The sequence below is a fragment of the Variovorax sp. J22G73 genome, from assembly GCF_030317035.1.
In the GTDB taxonomy this organism is placed as follows: Bacteria; Pseudomonadota; Gammaproteobacteria; order Burkholderiales; family Burkholderiaceae_C; genus Variovorax.
The window spans coordinates 186,479-202,774 of record NZ_JASZYK010000011.1 but is presented as its reverse complement, the minus strand read 5'-3'; the positions used below and the strand labels follow the sequence as shown (position 1 = coordinate 202,774).

The window sequence follows — 16,296 nt, the reverse complement described above, 5'->3', positions numbered from 1 at the left end:
CGGGCGCTCAGAGCGCCAGCATCAGCTTCAGGTTCTGCACCGCGGCGCCGCTGGCGCCCTTGCCCAGGTTGTCGAGGCGGGCGATGACCACGGCGTGCTGGTGGTCCTCGTTCGGGAACACGCGGATCTCGAGGTTGTTGGTGTCGTTGAGTGCCTGCGGCTCGAGCTTGCCGTCTTCGGTGGGCGGCAGCACCTTCACGAACTGCTCGGGCGTGTTGCTCTTCGCGTAGTGCGCGGCCAGCGCTTGGTGCAGGTCGGCGGCCTTCGGCTTGCCGGGCAGCAGGTCGAGGTGCAGCGGCAGCTGGACCAGCATGCCCTGCTTGAAATTGCCCACGGCCGGAATGAAGACCGGGCGGCGCGTGAGGCCCGTGTAGGCCATGATTTCAGGGATGTGCTTGTGCTTCAGGCCCAGCGCGTAGGTTTCGTACAGGGGCGCCTCGCCCTTTTCGTAGGCCTCGATCATGGTCCGGCCGCCGCCCGAGTAGCCGCTCACGGAGGGCAGCGAAATCGCGAAATCGGCCGGCAGGATGCCCGCGTCGACCAGTGGGCGCACCATGGCGATGGCGCCGGTGGCGTAGCAGCCGGGGTTGCCTACGCGGTCTGCCTTGGCGACCGCCTGCCAGTGGCCTTCGGCCAGTTCGGGGAAGCCGAACACCCAGCCCGGGGCGATGCGGTGCGCCGTGGAGGCGTCGATGATCTTCGGCTTGGCGCCCGGCAGCTGGTCGATCAGCGCCACCGATTCGCGGGCCGCGTCGTCGTGCAGGCACAGCACCACCAGGTCGACGCCGGCCATCAGGTCGCGCTTGGCGTTCACGTCTTTTCGCAGCTCGGGCGCGATGCTCACGAGTTCGATCTGCGGCATCGTCTGGAGCCGTTCGCGAATCTGCAGGCCGGTGGTACCGGCTTCGCCGTCGATGAAAACCTTGGCCATGGTGGAGTGCTCGGTGTGGTCTGGAGGGGCTGGAAAGGGGCTTCCAGATGCAATCTAGAAGAAAGTACGTATTGACCGCAACCCCACGTACAGTATTGGTGCGGCGCACCATGATACAGTCCGCGGTTGTTCGCCGCCCCCAGCCGTCAGGCTGCCGTCGCCCGCGAGCAACAGAGCACAAACACTCTCACCCGCAGATCTCCCGTTCTCAACCTCCTCCTTCCGAGAGACATCCCTCATGAAGATTCACGAGTACCAAGGCAAGGAAATTCTTGCCAAGTTCGGCGTGCCGGTGCCGCGCGGCATTCCGGCCTACACGGTCCAGGAGGCGGTGGAAGCCGCCCAGAAACTTGGAGGCCCGGTCTGGGTCGTCAAGGCCCAGATTCACGCGGGTGGCCGCGGCAAGGGCGGTGGCGTCAAGGTCGCCAAGACCATCGAAGACGTCAAGAAGCTCGCCGGCGAAATCCTCGGCATGCAGCTCAAGACGCACCAGACCGGCCCCGAAGGCCAGAAGGTTCGCCGCCTGTACATCGAAGACGGCGCCGACATCAACAAGGAATACTACGTTTCCGCCGTGACCGACCGCGCCACCCAGAAGGTGGCCTTCATCGCTTCGAGCGAAGGCGGCATGGACATCGAGGAAGTGGCCCACTCCTCGCCGGAAAAGATCATCACCGTGTTCGCGGACCCCGAAAAGGGCCTGACCGACGAACAGGCCAAGCAGATCGCCGACGGCATCGGCATGCCGGCCGACTCGACCGCGCAAACGGTCGACATCCTGAAGAAGCTTTACACCTGCTACATGGAGACGGACGCCTCGCTGGTCGAGATCAACCCGCTCAACCGTGACAGCAAGGGCAACGTCATGGCGCTGGACGCCAAGTTCAACTTCGACAGCAACGCGCTGTTCCGCCACCCCGAAATCGTGGCCCTGCGCGACCTCGACGAAGAAGACGCGGCCGAAGTCGAAGCCTCCAAGTTCGACCTGGCCTACATCTCGCTGGACGGCAACATCGGCTGCCTGGTGAACGGTGCCGGCCTGGCCATGGCCACCATGGACACCATCAAGCTGTTCGGCGGCGAGCCGGCCAACTTCCTGGACGTGGGCGGCGGCGCTACCCCCGAGAAGGTCACCGAAGCTTTCAAGATCATGCTGAAGAACAAGAACGTGGAAGCCATCCTCGTGAACATCTTCGGAGGCATCATGAAGTGCGACACCATCGCCACCGGCGTGATCGCGGCCTGCAAGGCCGTGAACCTGCAAGTGCCGCTGGTCGTGCGCATGAAGGGCACCAACGAAGTCGAAGGCAAGAAGCTGCTGGCCGATTCGGGCCTGCCGATCATCAGTGCCGACACCATGGCGGACGGGGCCCAGAAGGTCGTCGCAGCAGTCAAGAAGGCCTAAGGAACAAGTCATGTCGATCTATATCAACAAAGACACCAAAGTCATCACCCAAGGCATCACCGGCAAGACCGGCCAGTTCCACACGGAAAAGTGCCAGGAATACGCGAACGGCAAGAACGCCTTCGTGGCGGGCGTGAACCCGAAGAAGGCCGGCGAGTCGATCTTCAACATCCCGATCTTCGGTTCGGTGAAGGAAGCCGCTTCGCAAACCGGCGCCACCGTGTCGGTGATCTACGTGCCGCCGGCAGGCGCAGCCGCCGCCATCTGGGAAGCCGTCGAGGCCGACCTGGACCTGGCGATCTGCATCACCGAAGGCATTCCGGTTCGCGACATGCTCGAAGTGCGCAACAAGATGAAGGCCAAGGAAGCGGCCGGCGGCAAGAAGACTCTGCTGCTGGGCCCGAACTGCCCCGGCCTGATCACGCCCGACGAAATCAAGATCGGCATCATGCCCGGCCATATCCACCGCAAGGGCCGCATCGGCGTGGTCTCGCGCTCGGGCACGCTGACGTACGAAGCCGTGGCTCAACTGACCGAAATCGGCCTGGGCCAATCGTCGGCAGTGGGCATCGGCGGCGACCCGATCAACGGCCTGAAGCACATCGACGTGATGAAGGCCTTCAACGACGATCCGGACACCGACGCCGTCATCATGATCGGCGAAATCGGCGGCCCCGACGAGGCTGACGCAGCCCGCTGGTGCAAGGAACACATGAAGAAGCCGGTCGTCGGCTTCATCGCCGGTGTCACCGCCCCTCCCGGCAAGCGCATGGGCCACGCCGGCGCGCTGATCTCGGGCGGCGCCGACACGGCCGATGCCAAGCTCTCCATCATGGAAGAGTGCGGCTTCACCGTGACGCGCAACTTCTCGGAACTGGCCAAGCTGCTCAAGGCCAAGCTGTAAAAAGCGGCTTCAGGACACCGGCCGCAGAGCCGGGTCATTCGAGGACCACGCAGATATAAAAAAGCGCCCGCATCGACTGCGGGCGCTTTTTTCAAATAAAACACAGTGGGATCAGAGACATGGAACTCCTTCAAAGCACAGATTTCTGGATAGGTCTGCTCAAGATCGTCTGGATCAACATCATCCTGTCGGGCGACAACGCCGTCGTGATCGCCATGGCGGCGCGATCGCTGCCGCCCGCGCAACAGAAAAAAGCCGTCATGTTCGGCTCGGGCGCGGCCGTGGTGCTGCGCATCGTGCTCACGGTGGTGGCGGCCAAGCTGCTGGCGCTCCCGTTCCTGCAGATCGTCGGCGGCCTGCTGCTGCTGTGGATCGGCACGCAGCTGCTCAGCGGCGACGACGAGGGCGAAGGCGAATCCAAGGAATACGGCAGCATGATGGTCGCCGTGCGCACCATCCTCCTGGCCGACCTGGTGATGAGCCTGGACAACGTGATCGCCGTGGCGGCCGCCGCCCAGGGCAGCATGGTGCTGCTGGTGCTCGGCCTGGCCATCAGTATTCCCTTGGTCATTTTCGGCAGCACCCTCATGATCAAGCTCATGGAACGCTTTCCGATCATCGTCATGCTGGGCGCCGCCCTGATCGGCTGGGTCGGTGGAGAGACCATCGTGAGCGACGTGGCGCTGCGCGACACGCTCGCGGCCAACCCCTGGCTGCACTACGCGGCGGCTGCCGCCGGTGCATTGTTCGTCGTGGCCGTCGGCCGCCTGCTGCAACGGCGCGCGCACGCCGCTGCACACTGAGTCGCAGAGAAGTCGGCGCTGGCAAACCATGGCGAGTGTCGGCGTCTCTCTTTTTTCCACGCGCCCCGCGCTGAGCTGGGAGTTCGCCTCGCTGACCGACGTCGGCAAGTTGCGCGCACACAACGAAGACGCGGTGCACGTCGATTCGGCGCTCGGCCTGGCCCTGCTGGCCGACGGCATGGGCGGCTACAAGGGTGGCGAGGTGGCCAGCGCCATGGCCGTGTCGCTGATGCACGGCAGCTTCGGCCGCTGGTTCGCCCATGCCGGCATGCAGGCGCCGGCCCGCGTGGTGCGGCGCGCGCTGCAGGCGGCCACCGACGAGGCCAACGGCTCCATCCTGCAGGCCGGCACCACCAACCCCGAGCTCCAGGGCATGGGAACCACGCTGGTGCTGGCGGCGTTCCGGCCCCAGCGCGTGCTGGTGGGCCACATCGGCGATTCGCGCTGCTATCGGCTGCGCAACAACAAGCTCGAACTGCTCACGCGCGACCATTCGCTGCGCCAGCAGCAACTCGACGCCGGCGCCATCACGCCGGAAGAAGCGGCGAACTCGCCCACCCGCAACCTCGTGACCCGCGCCGTGGGCGTGGAAGCCCAGGTGCTGCTGGAAATGCACGAGCACAGCGCCCGGGCGGGCGACCTGTATATGCTGTGTTCCGACGGTTTGAGCGAGATGGTTTCCGATGAGCAGCTTTTCACGCTTCTTCAGCACGATACCGGGCTTCAGAAAAAAGCTGCACTTTTGGTTGCAATTGCAAACGACAATGGCGGCAGGGACAATATTTCAGTTGTCCTGGCAAGGGCTGGCGTCGCGGAAACGCCTCGCGCAGCCAAGTAGCAGGCCGGGGCGGTACCCCACCGTTCAGCTTGCCATCATTCAAGCTTTGCAATCGGGGAGTCGGCAATGCCGAAGATGATCATTTCGGTCGATGGCGTTGTCATCGGGCAAGTGGCACTCGCCAAGGAACGCACGACGCTGGGACGCCGTGCCTATAACGACATCGTGATCGACAACCTGGCGGTCAGCGGCGAGCATGCCGTGTTGCACATGAGCGACGGCGAAGTCGAAATTGAAGACCTCAACAGCACCAACGGCACCTATGTCAACGCGCTCGCCATCCAGAGGCAGGCGCTCAAGGACAACGATGTCATCGAGGTCGGCGGCTGCCGCATCCACTTCCGTGCCCGCAGCAACTTGGCCATCGGCCCCGGTTCCGTGCGGACCACGCTGGACGAACACCCGGGCCATTCGGGCAACTCAGGGTCGATGCCGCTGTCGTCGGCGCCCACTGAATCGGGCGCGCTGGTCGAGCTGGGCATTCCGGTGCTGCGGGTGCTTTCGGGCGTTAACGAAGGGCAGGACGTGGCCCTGCAGAAGGTCGTCACCACCATCGGCAAGCCCGGCGTGGCCGTGGCTGTCGTCACGCGCCGGCGCCAGGGCTACGTGGCCGCGGGCGTCGAAGGCAACGTCACGCTCAACGGCCTGCAGCTGGGCACCGAGGCGGTCGCGTTGCAGGAGCGCGACGTGCTCGAGCTGGGCGGCGCCATCCGGATGCAGTTCGTTCGCATCTGAGGTTTTTCTCTTGCCTTGCCGCGGCAACGCCCGCTTGGACGGGGTGTCGTGAGCGAGCTGCGGCGGCACTGGCCGCGCATTGCCATCACCCTCTTGCCGCTGCTGCTGGCCCTGGCCCACGCCACCGGCGCCTGGCCGCTGAGCGCCCTTGAACGCCTCGACCGGCTGATCTACGACATTCGCCTGCGCGCCACCATGCCGCGCACGCTCGAGACGCGCGTGGTGATCGTCGACGTCGACGACGCCAGCCTGGCGCGACAGGGCCAATGGCCGTGGGCGCGCGACAAGATGGCCGCGCTCACCACCGAGCTGCTGTCCCGCCAGCAGGCGGCGGTGGTCGGCTTCGACGTGATGTTCCTCGAGTCCGACCGCAGTTCCGGCCTCGACCGCCTGCGCGAGCTGGCCGGCGGGCCGCTCAAGGGCATGCCCGGGCTGGCGTCTGAGGTCGAACGGCTGGCCCCATCGCTGGACCATGACGCCACCTTCGCCGAAGCGCTGAAGGGCCGGCCGGTGGCGCTGGGCTACTACTTCACCCGCACGCAGCCGCCCCGGGCCAAGGGGCAGTTGCCGGCCACGCCCGTGGTTTCGGGCGACAGCTTTCCCACGAACGGGACTTCCGCTATCTATGGCACCAGCTGGAACGGCTTCGGCGCCAGCCTGCCGGCGTTGGCGCAGGCCGCGCCGGTGGCGGGCTTTCTCAATACCCTGGTGGGCGCCAACGGCGACGGCGTGATCCGCAGCGTGCCGCTCGTGGCCCGCTACGAGGGCGACCAGGCGCAGCCCGGCTATTACGAATCGCTCGCCCTGGCGGTCTACCGGCTCGCCAACGGCGCGCCGGCCGTGCACCCGGCCTTCGTCTCGGGCGCTGGCGCGCCGCGGCTCGAATCGTTGCGGCTGGGCCCGCTGCGTGTGCCGGTCGACCGCACCGCCAGCATGCGCGTGCCGTTTCGCGGGCCGGGCGGGCCGGACGGTGGCTCGTTTCGCTACGTGTCGGCCGCCGACGTGCTCGAGGGCAAGCTCGCGCCCGGCGAGCTGAAAGACCGCATCGTGTTGCTCGGCGCGACCGCGCCCGGCCTGCAGGACCTGCGCGCCACCCCGGTGGACGCCGCCTTTCCGGGGGTCGAGGTGCACGCCAACGTGGTCTCCGGCCTGCTCGACCGCCGCCTGCTCAGCGTGCCCGACTACGCGCCCGGCTACGAGGTGCTGGGCGTGCTCACGGCGGGGCTGGTGCTGGCCTTCGGCCTGTCGCTGCTGTCGGCGCCGCGCGCCGTGCTGCTGGCGGCGGGCACCGTCGCCGCACTCGCCGGGGTGAACGCCTGGCTCTACATGGCCCACGGACTCGTGCTCCCGCTGGCGTCGGCGCTGGCCATGACCGCGCTGGCCTTCGCGCTGAACATGAGCTGGGGCTATTTCGTCGAGTCGCACGCGCGGCGCGGCCTGGTGCGGCTCTTCGGCACCTACGTGCCGCCCCAGCTGGTCGACGAGATGCTGGTGCACCCCGACCGCTACAGCATGCGCGCCGAGAGCAAGCCCATGACCGTGCTGTTCTGCGACATGCGCGACTTCACCCGCCTGTCGGAGCAGATGCCGCCGGCCGAGCTGCAGGCCTTTCTCAACACCGTGTTCAGCCGGCTCACCGACGTCATCAGCGCGCACCGCGGCACCGTCGACAAGTACATGGGCGACTGCGTCATGGCCTTCTGGGGCGCGCCCATCGACACGCCCGAGCACGCCACCCTCGCCGTGCGGGCGGCGCTGGACATGGCCGACGCCGTGCACGACATCAACCGCCTGCACCGCGCCAGCGGCCGGCCCGAGATCAGCGTGGGCATCGGCATCAACAGCGGCGTGATGAGCGTCGGCGACATGGGCTCGGCCGCGCGCCGCAGCTACACCGTGGTGGGCGACGCCGTCAACCTGGCCTCGCGCCTGGAGGGCCTGAGCGGGCACTACGGCGTGGAGATCGTGGCCAGCGGCGCCACCCGCGAACTCGCGCCCGACCACGTCTGGCAAGAGCTGGACAGCGTGCGCGTCAAGGGCAAGGCCCAGGTCGTGGCCGTGTTCACCCCCCTGGCAGCGCGCACCCCCGAGACCGTCGCGCAGACCCGGCAGCTGCTCGAACGCTGGAGCGAGGTGCTTGCCGCCTACCGCCGCCAGGATTGGGCCGTCGGCCGCAACCTGCTTGCGCCTCTGCTCGCGGCGGATGCCAAAAAAGTCCTTTACCAGCTCTACGCCCAGCGTTTAGCCTCGATGGCGTTGCGCCCGCAAGACCCGAACTGGGACGGCGCAACCCGGTTCGAAACCAAATGACGGCAGACACACACAAGGGGTCTCTCACAATGCAGGTTCGTGTGCTGGGTTGCTCGGGCGCCATCGCCAAAGGCTGCCGCACCACCTCGTTTCTGGTGGACTCCGACCTGCTCGTGGACGCCGGCACCGGCGTCGGGGACCTCACCCTCGACGAGATGGCCGCCATCGACGACGTGGTGCTCACCCACAGCCACCTCGACCACATCGCCGCGCTGCCCCTGATGCTCGACGCCGTCGGCAGCCGCCGCACCCGGCCGCTGCGCGTGCATGCGCTGCGCGCGACCATCGAGGCCCTGCGCGCCCATGTGTTCAACAACGTGATCTGGCCCGATTTCGAGAGCATTCCGAGCCTGGAGGCGCCGTTCGTCACCTTCCACGACATCGCCGTGGGGCAGGTGCTGGCGCTCGGTAGCCGCGAGCCCAAGCGCATCGAGGTGCTCCCGGCCGTGCACACCGTGCCCGCCTGCGGTTTCGCCATTCGACGCGCCGATGGCGGCCCGCACTGGGTGTTCAGCGGCGACACCGAACGCAACGCGCCGTTCTGGGAACGGGTGAACGCGCTGGACGTGGCCATGCTGGTGATAGAGACGGCGTTCAGCAGCCGGGAGCAGGTGCTGGCGGAACGCAGCCTGCACCTGTCGCCCGCGGTGTTGGCGGATGAACTGGCGCAGATCGAGCCTGGCAAGCGATACCCCATCTACATCACGCACACCAAGCCGGCCGAGACCGAGGAAATCATGAGCCAGATCGAGGTGCTGGCAGCGCGGCAGGTGGCGGGATTGGCCGAGCGGGACATCCGGTGGTTGAAGGCGGACGGGGTGCTGACGTTTTGAGTTTGGCGGCGCTGCACGAGTGACAAACTTGTCACGGGTTGTTGCGAATGACGGCAAAAAGTGTCACTCTCTGTAACCGAAGTGTGAACAAATGCACTAATTCAACTTTGTAAACTACTGAAAACAGGTTGGCACAGTTGCTGCGGAAGGTACTCCGCTCCGGGCAGGTTCCCGGGCGTAACAACCAACCAACCTGGAGTTAGTTCACATGAACCGTCGTACCCTCGCCCGCCGCGCACAGGCCGGCTTTACCCTTATCGAATTGATGATCGTCGTGGCGATCATTGGTATCTTGGCTGCTGTGGCTCTGCCGGCCTACCAGGATTACATCGCCAAATCGCAGGTGGCTTCCGCTCTCGCGGAAATCACGCCCGCCAAGGTAAATATTGAAACGAAGCTAGCAGACGGCATTACGGCGGAAATCACCGATGTCACGACACTCGGTGTGCCGCTTGCCACCACCAATCGTTGCGCTATTACTGTCTCGGTAGCTACCAGCGGCCTGACCACGTTGACCTGCACGATCATCGGCAATGCGCAAGTCAAGGATCAGAAGATTCAATGGGTTCGCACTGCAGACACAACTGGTGGTACCAGCGGTGCGTGGGCTTGCCAAACCAACGTCGCTAGCAAGCTTCGCCCGAAGGATTGCGCTACGGACATCGGCGCTGCTGCAACCGGCACTGGCACCTAATTCCGCGTTTTTTAAAAAAGCCGCCTTTGGGCGGCTTTTTTATTAAGCTCTAAAACCGCAGGCCAATTTTTATGATTTGAGAAATTCGACGTGTCGTCGAATTGACTTTTCGCATGCGTCAAGTCTCAATCGGCGAGTGGATGCGCTGAAACACTTGACAGCGAAAAATGTAGGCGAGCCTGGTTCACGCCGGCTGAGCCTTGGCACTTAAAATAATCATAGTGGTATGGGACAGAACTCAAATAAAGCTGATAAAAGCGCCCCTTTTAGGAGCGGAAAAACTCCAGCACAAAATGGGGTTGTCGATAGCGACTCTTTGTCCAAAGAGCAAGTCGAGCGAAGTTATCGTCGTTATGCGCCAATATATGACATTTTATTTGGCGCTTCGCTAGGGCCTGGTCGTGAGTCCATGACGCGCCTGGTCTCCACGCTCGAGCCTCGCCGCATATTAGAAGTTGGCGTCGGTACAGGTCTAACCCTATCTCGATACCCAAAGAACTCCCACATTACTGGCGTAGATGTTTCAGAAGAAATGTTGGCCGTGGCACACCGAAGAATTCAGCCGCAGGACTCAAATCGAATTGTTTTGCATGCCATGGATGCTGAACTCATGGATTTTCCGAATGCTTCATTTGACTGTGTGACCCTGCCATATGTTCTTTCGGTCACTCCGAATCCTGATCGTTTGGTAAATGAAGTACGTAGAGTATGCCGACCCGATGGAGATATCGTAATCGTCAACCACTTTAGCGGTCAATCTTCGTGGCGATGGCTTGAATCGCTAGCGCGTCCGCTTTCTAGTTGGTTGGGCTTTCGATCGGAATTCAGCTATGAGCGAAACATCCTCAGTCACAGTTGGAAATTACAATCGGTGGCGCCTGCTAATTTATTCGCCCTTTCTCGATTAATCCACATTAAAAATGTGTGATCAGAGTACGACCTGGTGGTCCACGGCTCGCCTATTGGTGTTGTCGTGGATCATTTTTTTGTCTATCCCGGTAGTCTTTTTAATAATCTACTTGTATAGCTTTGGGGCGCCAGCTTCAGCGATCGAGCCGCATATTTGCTTGGTATTGAATGTTCTTGCCGCGCTTGCTGCAGTTAGGCTTTTATCTTCGTTGGTATTGAAGGGGAAGATTTATCGAGCTGTTTCGGCTATAGCGGTGTTGCTTGTCGGGCTTTGCTTATTTTTAAGCTATGTATTGGCGTTGGTTGGACTGAAGTATTGGGGGCGAGTTACTACTGTTGATTTGGCGAGCACTTATGCCAAGCAAATCCCGGAATTTCTCGGTGCGCTAGGTTATCACCCTTTGGTTCCAATGGTTGCATCGGCCGCGGTCATCAGTATTGCTTGGCTGTCAGTCTATTTGTTTTTAAGCCGCTACGATTGGATACCGCAGCTTCGCGAAAAAACTTCAAATGTTGTTTTTATCGCTTTACCGTGCCTGCTTATTGCCATTGCATCAATTTCGGTAGTTACGTTATCTGATCGCGGCTGGGGGCGGCTGGGCGAGCCATTCAGCTTAGGAATTTTTCCTGAGCAAGGAACCACTGCAATGCAGAGCCATCCATTGGAGTTGTTGCACTCGTCGCGCATTGATCGCGACGAAGAATTGGTTAGATCAAATTATGTAGCATCGAAGGCGGCAAAAAATAGCAATGTAATTTTGATTGTTGTCGATGCACTTCGGGCAGATCATCTTTCGTTGTTGGGTTACAAAAGAAAAACCACGCCTAACCTCGAAGTGCTGCGCTATGAAGGACACATGTCGCTCGCGACATCGGTAATTTCTGTGTGTAATGAATCGTCGTGTGGTCTGCGCGGCCTTGCAAGTTCTCGATATCTGGATCGTCAAGCAACAAAACCAGTTACTTTGGAAGAAGTGCTAAAGAAGAACGGATATCGAACAAACTTAATATTTTCGGGAGACCACACGAATTTTTACGGGCTTAAAGATGTGTATGGCCCGGTAGACAGCTATTTCGATGGCGCCTCGCAGACAACACGATACATTAACGATGACCGCTTGTTAATTAATCGCGTGGACGAGCTTGCTAGATGGGATGGCGTTCCCACAATGTTTCATTTTCATTTGATGTCTTCTCACGTATTGGGAAGTCGTTTCGAGGATACGCCGAGTTTTGGGCCAGAGCAAAGTTATGTCGGCCTCGTGTCGGGGAGCAGCAATTCAAATATGCCGGAGCTCGCTGCAAATTTTTACGATCGAGGGGTCCTGCAAGTTGACCGTGTAGTAGGCGACCTATTGAAAAAATTGAGGGAACAAGGTTATTTGCAAAATGCCTTGGTCATTGTCACTGGGGATCACGGCGAGTCTTTAGGTGAGCGAGGACGCTATGTTCATACTCATAGTGTTTGGGAAGAAGCGGTGCGCGTCCCGTTTTTGCTGATGAACTTCGGCAATGCCGACCCGGGGAAATTCGAGACCCATTCAATCTCTTCTCAAATCGATGTCGCGCCAACTATTTTGCGGGCTTTGGGCATGCCGATACCAAGTACATGGGAAGGGATGCCTCTTCAAGATCCAGCAGTTCCTCGCGTTGTTTATTTCCAGCAAGCGCAGCAAATTGGATTGATTGATGCTCGCTTGCCAAATTCCTTGCTTAAGTATTGGATTGATTTGCGCGAAGGCAAAGAATTTGCTTTTGATTTGCAGAGTGATCCTGAAGAGCAAAAAAACATAGAGTCGAAAGTAAATGACTTGCAGCGGCAGGAGTGGCGGAGATTACTTGCCAACCGATCCGCTGCACTTGCTTCGGAATATAGAGAAAATCTATTGAGTCGAGCGAACAAGCCAGCTTCGCATTGAGAAGAAATTTTTAATAGGGCGGGCCGGAGTACTTGCAGTAACTAGATCTTGGGCGCTAGTCGTTTTTTCGAAGAATTTCAAATGCAACGGTCAAAATATGTCGACTTAGTCAATCGAGAAGCAGTGCTCGAGGTGATGGTTGGCGTGAAAAATAAAATGTTGGACCCTGAAAAATCAAATTTATTTCTTTAATAAGTTCTTTTTTCGCAAATCGCGACTACTGAAGCGTTACTTCCGAGTACAGAATCAAGATATTTATGGTCTGGTTTTCGAAAGCCAATGATGAGCAATTCAATTCAGTGATCGATGTCTTGAACAAGGGGCGGCTGCTTAATTGAAAAGGTTCTCACGTGGACATGTTGACGCTCAGCCTTATTGGTGCCGACCGCCTTCACGAAAAGACTTAGGGCGGGCCGAGCGTATCCAAGACGCTCGCGCGTGAATCCACGTTAACTCTAGACTTGTTCATCGATGCAAGTGAGCCCCTCACCCGCTTGTCAAGAAGCCTCGACGCGACGGACGGCGCATTTTTCCGGATGAGTGGCGTCGTTCTGTAACGTAAGGAATAGTAAGCTAGGAGACAAAGATACACATTTGTTTCCGCGCGCTCTGCGCGACTTGGGGCCTCGGCATGACCACTCATAAAACCCGCCGTCGCAACGCCGGCTTCACGCTGATCGAACTCATGATCGTTGTCGTGATCATCGGCATCTTGGCTGCGATCGCGGTTCCCCAGTATTCCGACTATGTGCGTCGTGCGCGGGTATCGGAGGCGCTGGGCCTCTTGGCTGGGATGCGTCCCCGAATGGAACAGTTCTTTCAAGACAATCGCACATTTGTGGATGCATGTCTCAGCGGCAGCGTAGCGGCAAAACCGGCTACCACGAAAGGCTTCCGTTTCGATTGCGGAACTCCCACTGCAACGACGTACACGATCACCGCTACTGGATTGGATAACACCTCCACGGCTGGTTTCGTATACACCTTGAAAGCCGACGGCACACGCAGCACCAGCACATTGGGTGCTGGCTGGACAGGTGCTCCAACGGACAGCTGCTGGATCACCAGCAAGGGTGGCACATGCTGACCACCGAGCGAGAAGACGGCTTCTCGCTCGTCGAATTGATGGTGACGCTCGTCATATTCGCGGTGATGGCGGCCATGGCGGCGCCATCGATACGCCAGTACGCCGAGAACATGAAGACCCTCGCCACTGCGGAAGCCTTCGTTGCCTCCTTGCAGCAAGCGCGCGGCGAAGCCCTTCGCAGGAACATCCCGGTGGAGTTGATCCTCACGACCGCCTCCCCGTTGGCGTCAAATGTGGAGACCACAGCGCTGACCACGAGTGGACCTAATTGGATGGTGCGCCAGACGCCGGAAACGACCGAAGACCCGCATGTGTTCATCGAAGGCAAGGCGGGCGCCGAAGGGGGAGGGCGTGCAGGCCAGGGGACTTCTGTCGTTATCGATGCGCACACCTCCAGCAGCATTCGCTTCAACGCTGCAGGCGCGTTGGTGGGGACGCTGGCGACTGTAGATTTCAAACAGCAAGGGGCAACCTGCGTGGAAGATGGCGGCTCGGCTCGCTGCCTGCGGGTGTTGGCCAGCGGAGGCGGACAGGTGCGCCTATGCGATCCCGGGGCTTCGGGTGCGGGGGACACGCGCAAATGCTGAAGCGTCATTTCAATCGGATGTCGTTGCATTCGAAAACCATGCGGGGCGCGGTGCGCCAACGCGGCATGTTCCTCATCGAGGCCGTGGTCGCCATCCTGCTGTTCATGCTCGGCATCCTCGGCATGGTGGGGCTGAGTGCGCAGGCCGTCACCACGCAGTCCGATGCAGAGTACCGCACCCTGGCCGCGCAATGGGCCAGCCAGATCGGCCAGGAGGCCTGGATCAGCGCAAGCCGCTCAGGTGTGGACCCCGTCACGCGCGCCGCCAAGTTGGCCGAGTCGCTGGGCGCCTTCGAGTATCAACAAGATGGCGACGACTGCGAGTTCTCGGGAAAAACCGCAGCCAACGAAACGGTGACCGCCTGGGTCGCTGCGGTGCGTGATGCGACGCATGGCGGCTTGCCTGGCTCGACGCAATTCATGCAGCAGATTCGCATCAATTCGACCCCCGGTGGGTACAACAAGATGACCGTCACGGTGTGCTGGACGGTCCCGTCGCAACCGGACGTGAAGCGTCGTCATGTTTTTGCCACCCTCATCAATTGAGACAAGCGCCGTGCGCAAAGACGACATGCATCCTCGCTCGCATTCCTGGCGCGACCGCGCCCGTCGGCAACACGGCGTGTCCCTGATCGAACTGATGGTCGGCCTGGTCGTCGGGCTGGTCTGCGTGCTCATCATCGTGCAGCTGCAGACCTTGTGGGACGCGCGCAAGCGTTCCGTCGGGTCGGGCAACGACGCGCAGATCAGCGGCACCCTGGGCGCCTTCGCGCTCGACCGAGACCTGCGGCTTGCGGGCTTCGGCTTCGGTACGGCCGGGGGTGACCCGGCAGACCCCACGACCAGCGCGATGGGCTGCACAGTGAAGGCGTTCAGCCAGGACCTTGCGGCACCGACCTTCACCTTCAAGCTCGCTCCTGTCCAGATCATCAAGGCGGATGGCAAGCCAGACGAGATCCGAGTGCTCTACGGCAACTCGTCCTACTTCGTTTCCAGCCAGCCAATCATGTCGTCGACCGCGGAGTCGAATTCGCTGAAGTCGCGCGAGGGCTTCCTGCTCGGCGACAAAGCCATTGCTGCCAATCCCGCCACCGGCAGTTGCAACCTGGTGGAGATCACGGGGCTTTCCAGCTCCGATCCGAATGCCGTCGAGCACAAAGAGGCATTTATCTATACGACCAACCAAGGTCTGAACAAGACGGCAACGATGAACAAGGCCGGCGGCACCGGCACTGACATCACCTCCGGTGTCCTATTCAACCTGGGGATGGCGCCCGCCTTGACGGTGTGGAAAGTCAACCCGAGCCGCCAGTCGCTCACGCGCTACAACAGCCTGTTCGAAGATGAGGTGAATGCGTCCGATGTGGTCACGGACGTTGTCACGCTCAAGGCACAGTACGGCTACGACGCCTCGGGCGATGGTGTCATCGGTACCGGCGAGTGGTACGACACACTGCCCGGTCCGACCCCCAACTACGCCCGGCTGCTCGCCGTGCGTTTCGGCCTGCTCATTCGCAGCCGGCAATTCGAGCGTCCGAACGTGGAGTCGGGCACGGCGGTGCCGGTGACCGCGTCGGCGCCCAAGTGGGCCAACGGCTCGATCGCCTTCCCGATGAGGAACGTCGACAACACCGACGATTCGGGCGACGGCGCCTCCGCCATCAACGGCGACGCCGCGGCCAACAACTGGCGCAACTACCGGTACCGGGTGTACGACACCGTCGTGCCCTTGCGCAACATGATCTGGGGAGTGACCCAATGAGAGCAAATCGCGCACGCGGTTCGTTGCGCACAAGTGCGCAACGCGGCATCGTCCTGATCATCGCGCTGGTCGTTCTGGTGGTGATGACGATCTCGGGCTTGCTGATGTTCCGCACCAGCGGCACCGGCGTGGAAATTGCCGGCAACGTCGGCTTCAAGCAGAACGCAACCTCGCTGGCCGACCTGGGCACCGAGGCGGCCTTCAACTGGGTCTACAACCAGCGCACGGCCCCCAATGTGCTCAACGCCGACGTTCCCGCCGAAGCGTACTTCGCCACGTGGGACGAGACGTTCAACCCGATGACCTACGACTGGTCGAACGCCAAGGAAGCGACCGCGAACGACGGCACGGGCAACCGTGTGCGTTACGTGATCCACCGTCTGTGCGCCATGCCCGGCCCGGCCACCGAAGTCACGCAGAAGTGCGTCATTCCGCAATCGGCCAGCGGACTGGGAACCGGAGGCGGAGTCGAAGGGGGCTTCGTGGCGCCCAAGTCGCCGTACTACCGCATCACCGCCCGCGTGGACGGGGTGCGCGGCGCTGTCAGCTACACACAAGTAATCATGCTATGAGGGCAGGG

The 16,296-nt window shown here is 61.2% G+C and carries 16 protein-coding genes; 15 read left to right on the top strand and 1 reads right to left on the bottom strand.

From position 1 onward, the window contains the following. Nucleotides 1–7: 7 nt before the first annotated feature. Nucleotides 8–931 carry an N-acetyl-gamma-glutamyl-phosphate reductase gene (argC, locus tag QTI51_RS30450; protein WP_286517112.1) on the bottom strand — a complete coding sequence of 308 codons (924 nt, stop codon included), beginning with the start codon at nucleotides 929–931 and terminating at the stop codon, nucleotides 8–10. Nucleotides 932–1,169: 238 nt separating this feature from the next. Between argC and sucC the strand changes: the two genes are divergently transcribed. The 15 genes from sucC (at nucleotide 1,170) to QTI51_RS30370 (ending at nucleotide 16,288) form a co-directional block, all read left to right on the top strand. Then, nucleotides 1,170–2,336 (top strand): ADP-forming succinate--CoA ligase subunit beta, encoded by a 1,167-nt coding sequence (gene sucC / locus QTI51_RS30445; RefSeq protein WP_286517111.1) that lies wholly within the window; start codon nucleotides 1,170–1,172, stop codon nucleotides 2,334–2,336. Nucleotides 2,337–2,346: 10 nt separating this feature from the next. Then, nucleotides 2,347–3,240, top strand: a complete 894-nt coding sequence (gene sucD / locus QTI51_RS30440; RefSeq protein ID WP_116910422.1) for a succinate--CoA ligase subunit alpha — start codon at nucleotides 2,347–2,349, stop codon at nucleotides 3,238–3,240. 119 nt (nucleotides 3,241–3,359) lie between these two features. Next, on the top strand, nucleotides 3,360–4,043 hold the full coding sequence (locus QTI51_RS30435) for a TerC family protein (RefSeq protein ID WP_116910421.1): 684 nt from the start codon (nucleotides 3,360–3,362) through the stop codon (nucleotides 4,041–4,043). 28 nt (nucleotides 4,044–4,071) lie between these two features. Further along, nucleotides 4,072–4,881 (top strand): Stp1/IreP family PP2C-type Ser/Thr phosphatase, encoded by an 810-nt coding sequence (locus QTI51_RS30430; protein WP_116910420.1) that lies wholly within the window; start codon nucleotides 4,072–4,074, stop codon nucleotides 4,879–4,881. A gap of 66 nt (nucleotides 4,882–4,947) precedes the next feature. Continuing rightward, nucleotides 4,948–5,616, top strand: a complete 669-nt coding sequence (locus QTI51_RS30425) for an FHA domain-containing protein (protein ID WP_116910419.1) — start codon at nucleotides 4,948–4,950, stop codon at nucleotides 5,614–5,616. Between the two features lie 48 nt (nucleotides 5,617–5,664). Next, a complete protein-coding gene (locus tag QTI51_RS30420; protein WP_116910418.1) occupies nucleotides 5,665–7,926 on the top strand; it encodes a CHASE2 domain-containing protein in 2,262 nt (753 codons plus the stop codon). A gap of 29 nt (nucleotides 7,927–7,955) precedes the next feature. After that, entirely contained in the window at nucleotides 7,956–8,759 is an 804-nt protein-coding gene (locus QTI51_RS30415) for an MBL fold metallo-hydrolase (protein WP_116910417.1), read from the top strand. Between the two features lie 208 nt (nucleotides 8,760–8,967). Continuing rightward, nucleotides 8,968–9,453, top strand: a complete 486-nt coding sequence (locus QTI51_RS30405) for a pilin (RefSeq protein ID WP_116910416.1) — start codon at nucleotides 8,968–8,970, stop codon at nucleotides 9,451–9,453. A 226-nt stretch (nucleotides 9,454–9,679) separates the two neighbouring features. Continuing rightward, the gene (locus tag QTI51_RS30400) at nucleotides 9,680–10,381 is read left to right on the top strand and encodes a class I SAM-dependent methyltransferase (RefSeq protein WP_116910415.1); all 702 of its coding nucleotides are present in this window, start codon (nucleotides 9,680–9,682) and stop codon (nucleotides 10,379–10,381) included. A 37-nt stretch (nucleotides 10,382–10,418) separates the two neighbouring features. Next, on the top strand, nucleotides 10,419–12,281 hold the full coding sequence (locus tag QTI51_RS30395) for a sulfatase-like hydrolase/transferase (RefSeq protein WP_286547670.1): 1,863 nt from the start codon (nucleotides 10,419–10,421) through the stop codon (nucleotides 12,279–12,281). Nucleotides 12,282–12,912: 631 nt separating this feature from the next. Then, nucleotides 12,913–13,368 carry a type IV pilin protein gene (locus QTI51_RS30390; RefSeq protein WP_116910413.1) on the top strand — a complete coding sequence of 152 codons (456 nt, stop codon included), beginning with the start codon at nucleotides 12,913–12,915 and terminating at the stop codon, nucleotides 13,366–13,368. Further along, on the top strand, nucleotides 13,362–13,955 hold the full coding sequence (locus QTI51_RS30385) for a GspH/FimT family pseudopilin (RefSeq protein WP_116910412.1): 594 nt from the start codon (nucleotides 13,362–13,364) through the stop codon (nucleotides 13,953–13,955). The genes QTI51_RS30390 and QTI51_RS30385 overlap by 7 nt, the downstream gene beginning before the upstream one ends. Beyond that, complete coding sequence (locus tag QTI51_RS30380; RefSeq protein ID WP_132748843.1) at nucleotides 13,949–14,500, top strand: PilV family protein; 552 nt, start codon at nucleotides 13,949–13,951, stop codon at nucleotides 14,498–14,500. The genes QTI51_RS30385 and QTI51_RS30380 overlap by 7 nt, the downstream gene beginning before the upstream one ends. A 10-nt stretch (nucleotides 14,501–14,510) precedes the next feature. After that, a complete protein-coding gene (locus QTI51_RS30375) occupies nucleotides 14,511–15,716 on the top strand; it encodes a PilW family protein (RefSeq protein ID WP_165840362.1) in 1,206 nt (401 codons plus the stop codon). Further along, nucleotides 15,713–16,288 (top strand): pilus assembly PilX family protein, encoded by a 576-nt coding sequence (locus QTI51_RS30370; RefSeq protein ID WP_132748845.1) that lies wholly within the window; start codon nucleotides 15,713–15,715, stop codon nucleotides 16,286–16,288. Before QTI51_RS30375 ends, QTI51_RS30370 begins: the two co-directional genes overlap by 4 nt. The last annotated feature ends 8 nt before the right edge of the window (nucleotides 16,289–16,296 follow it).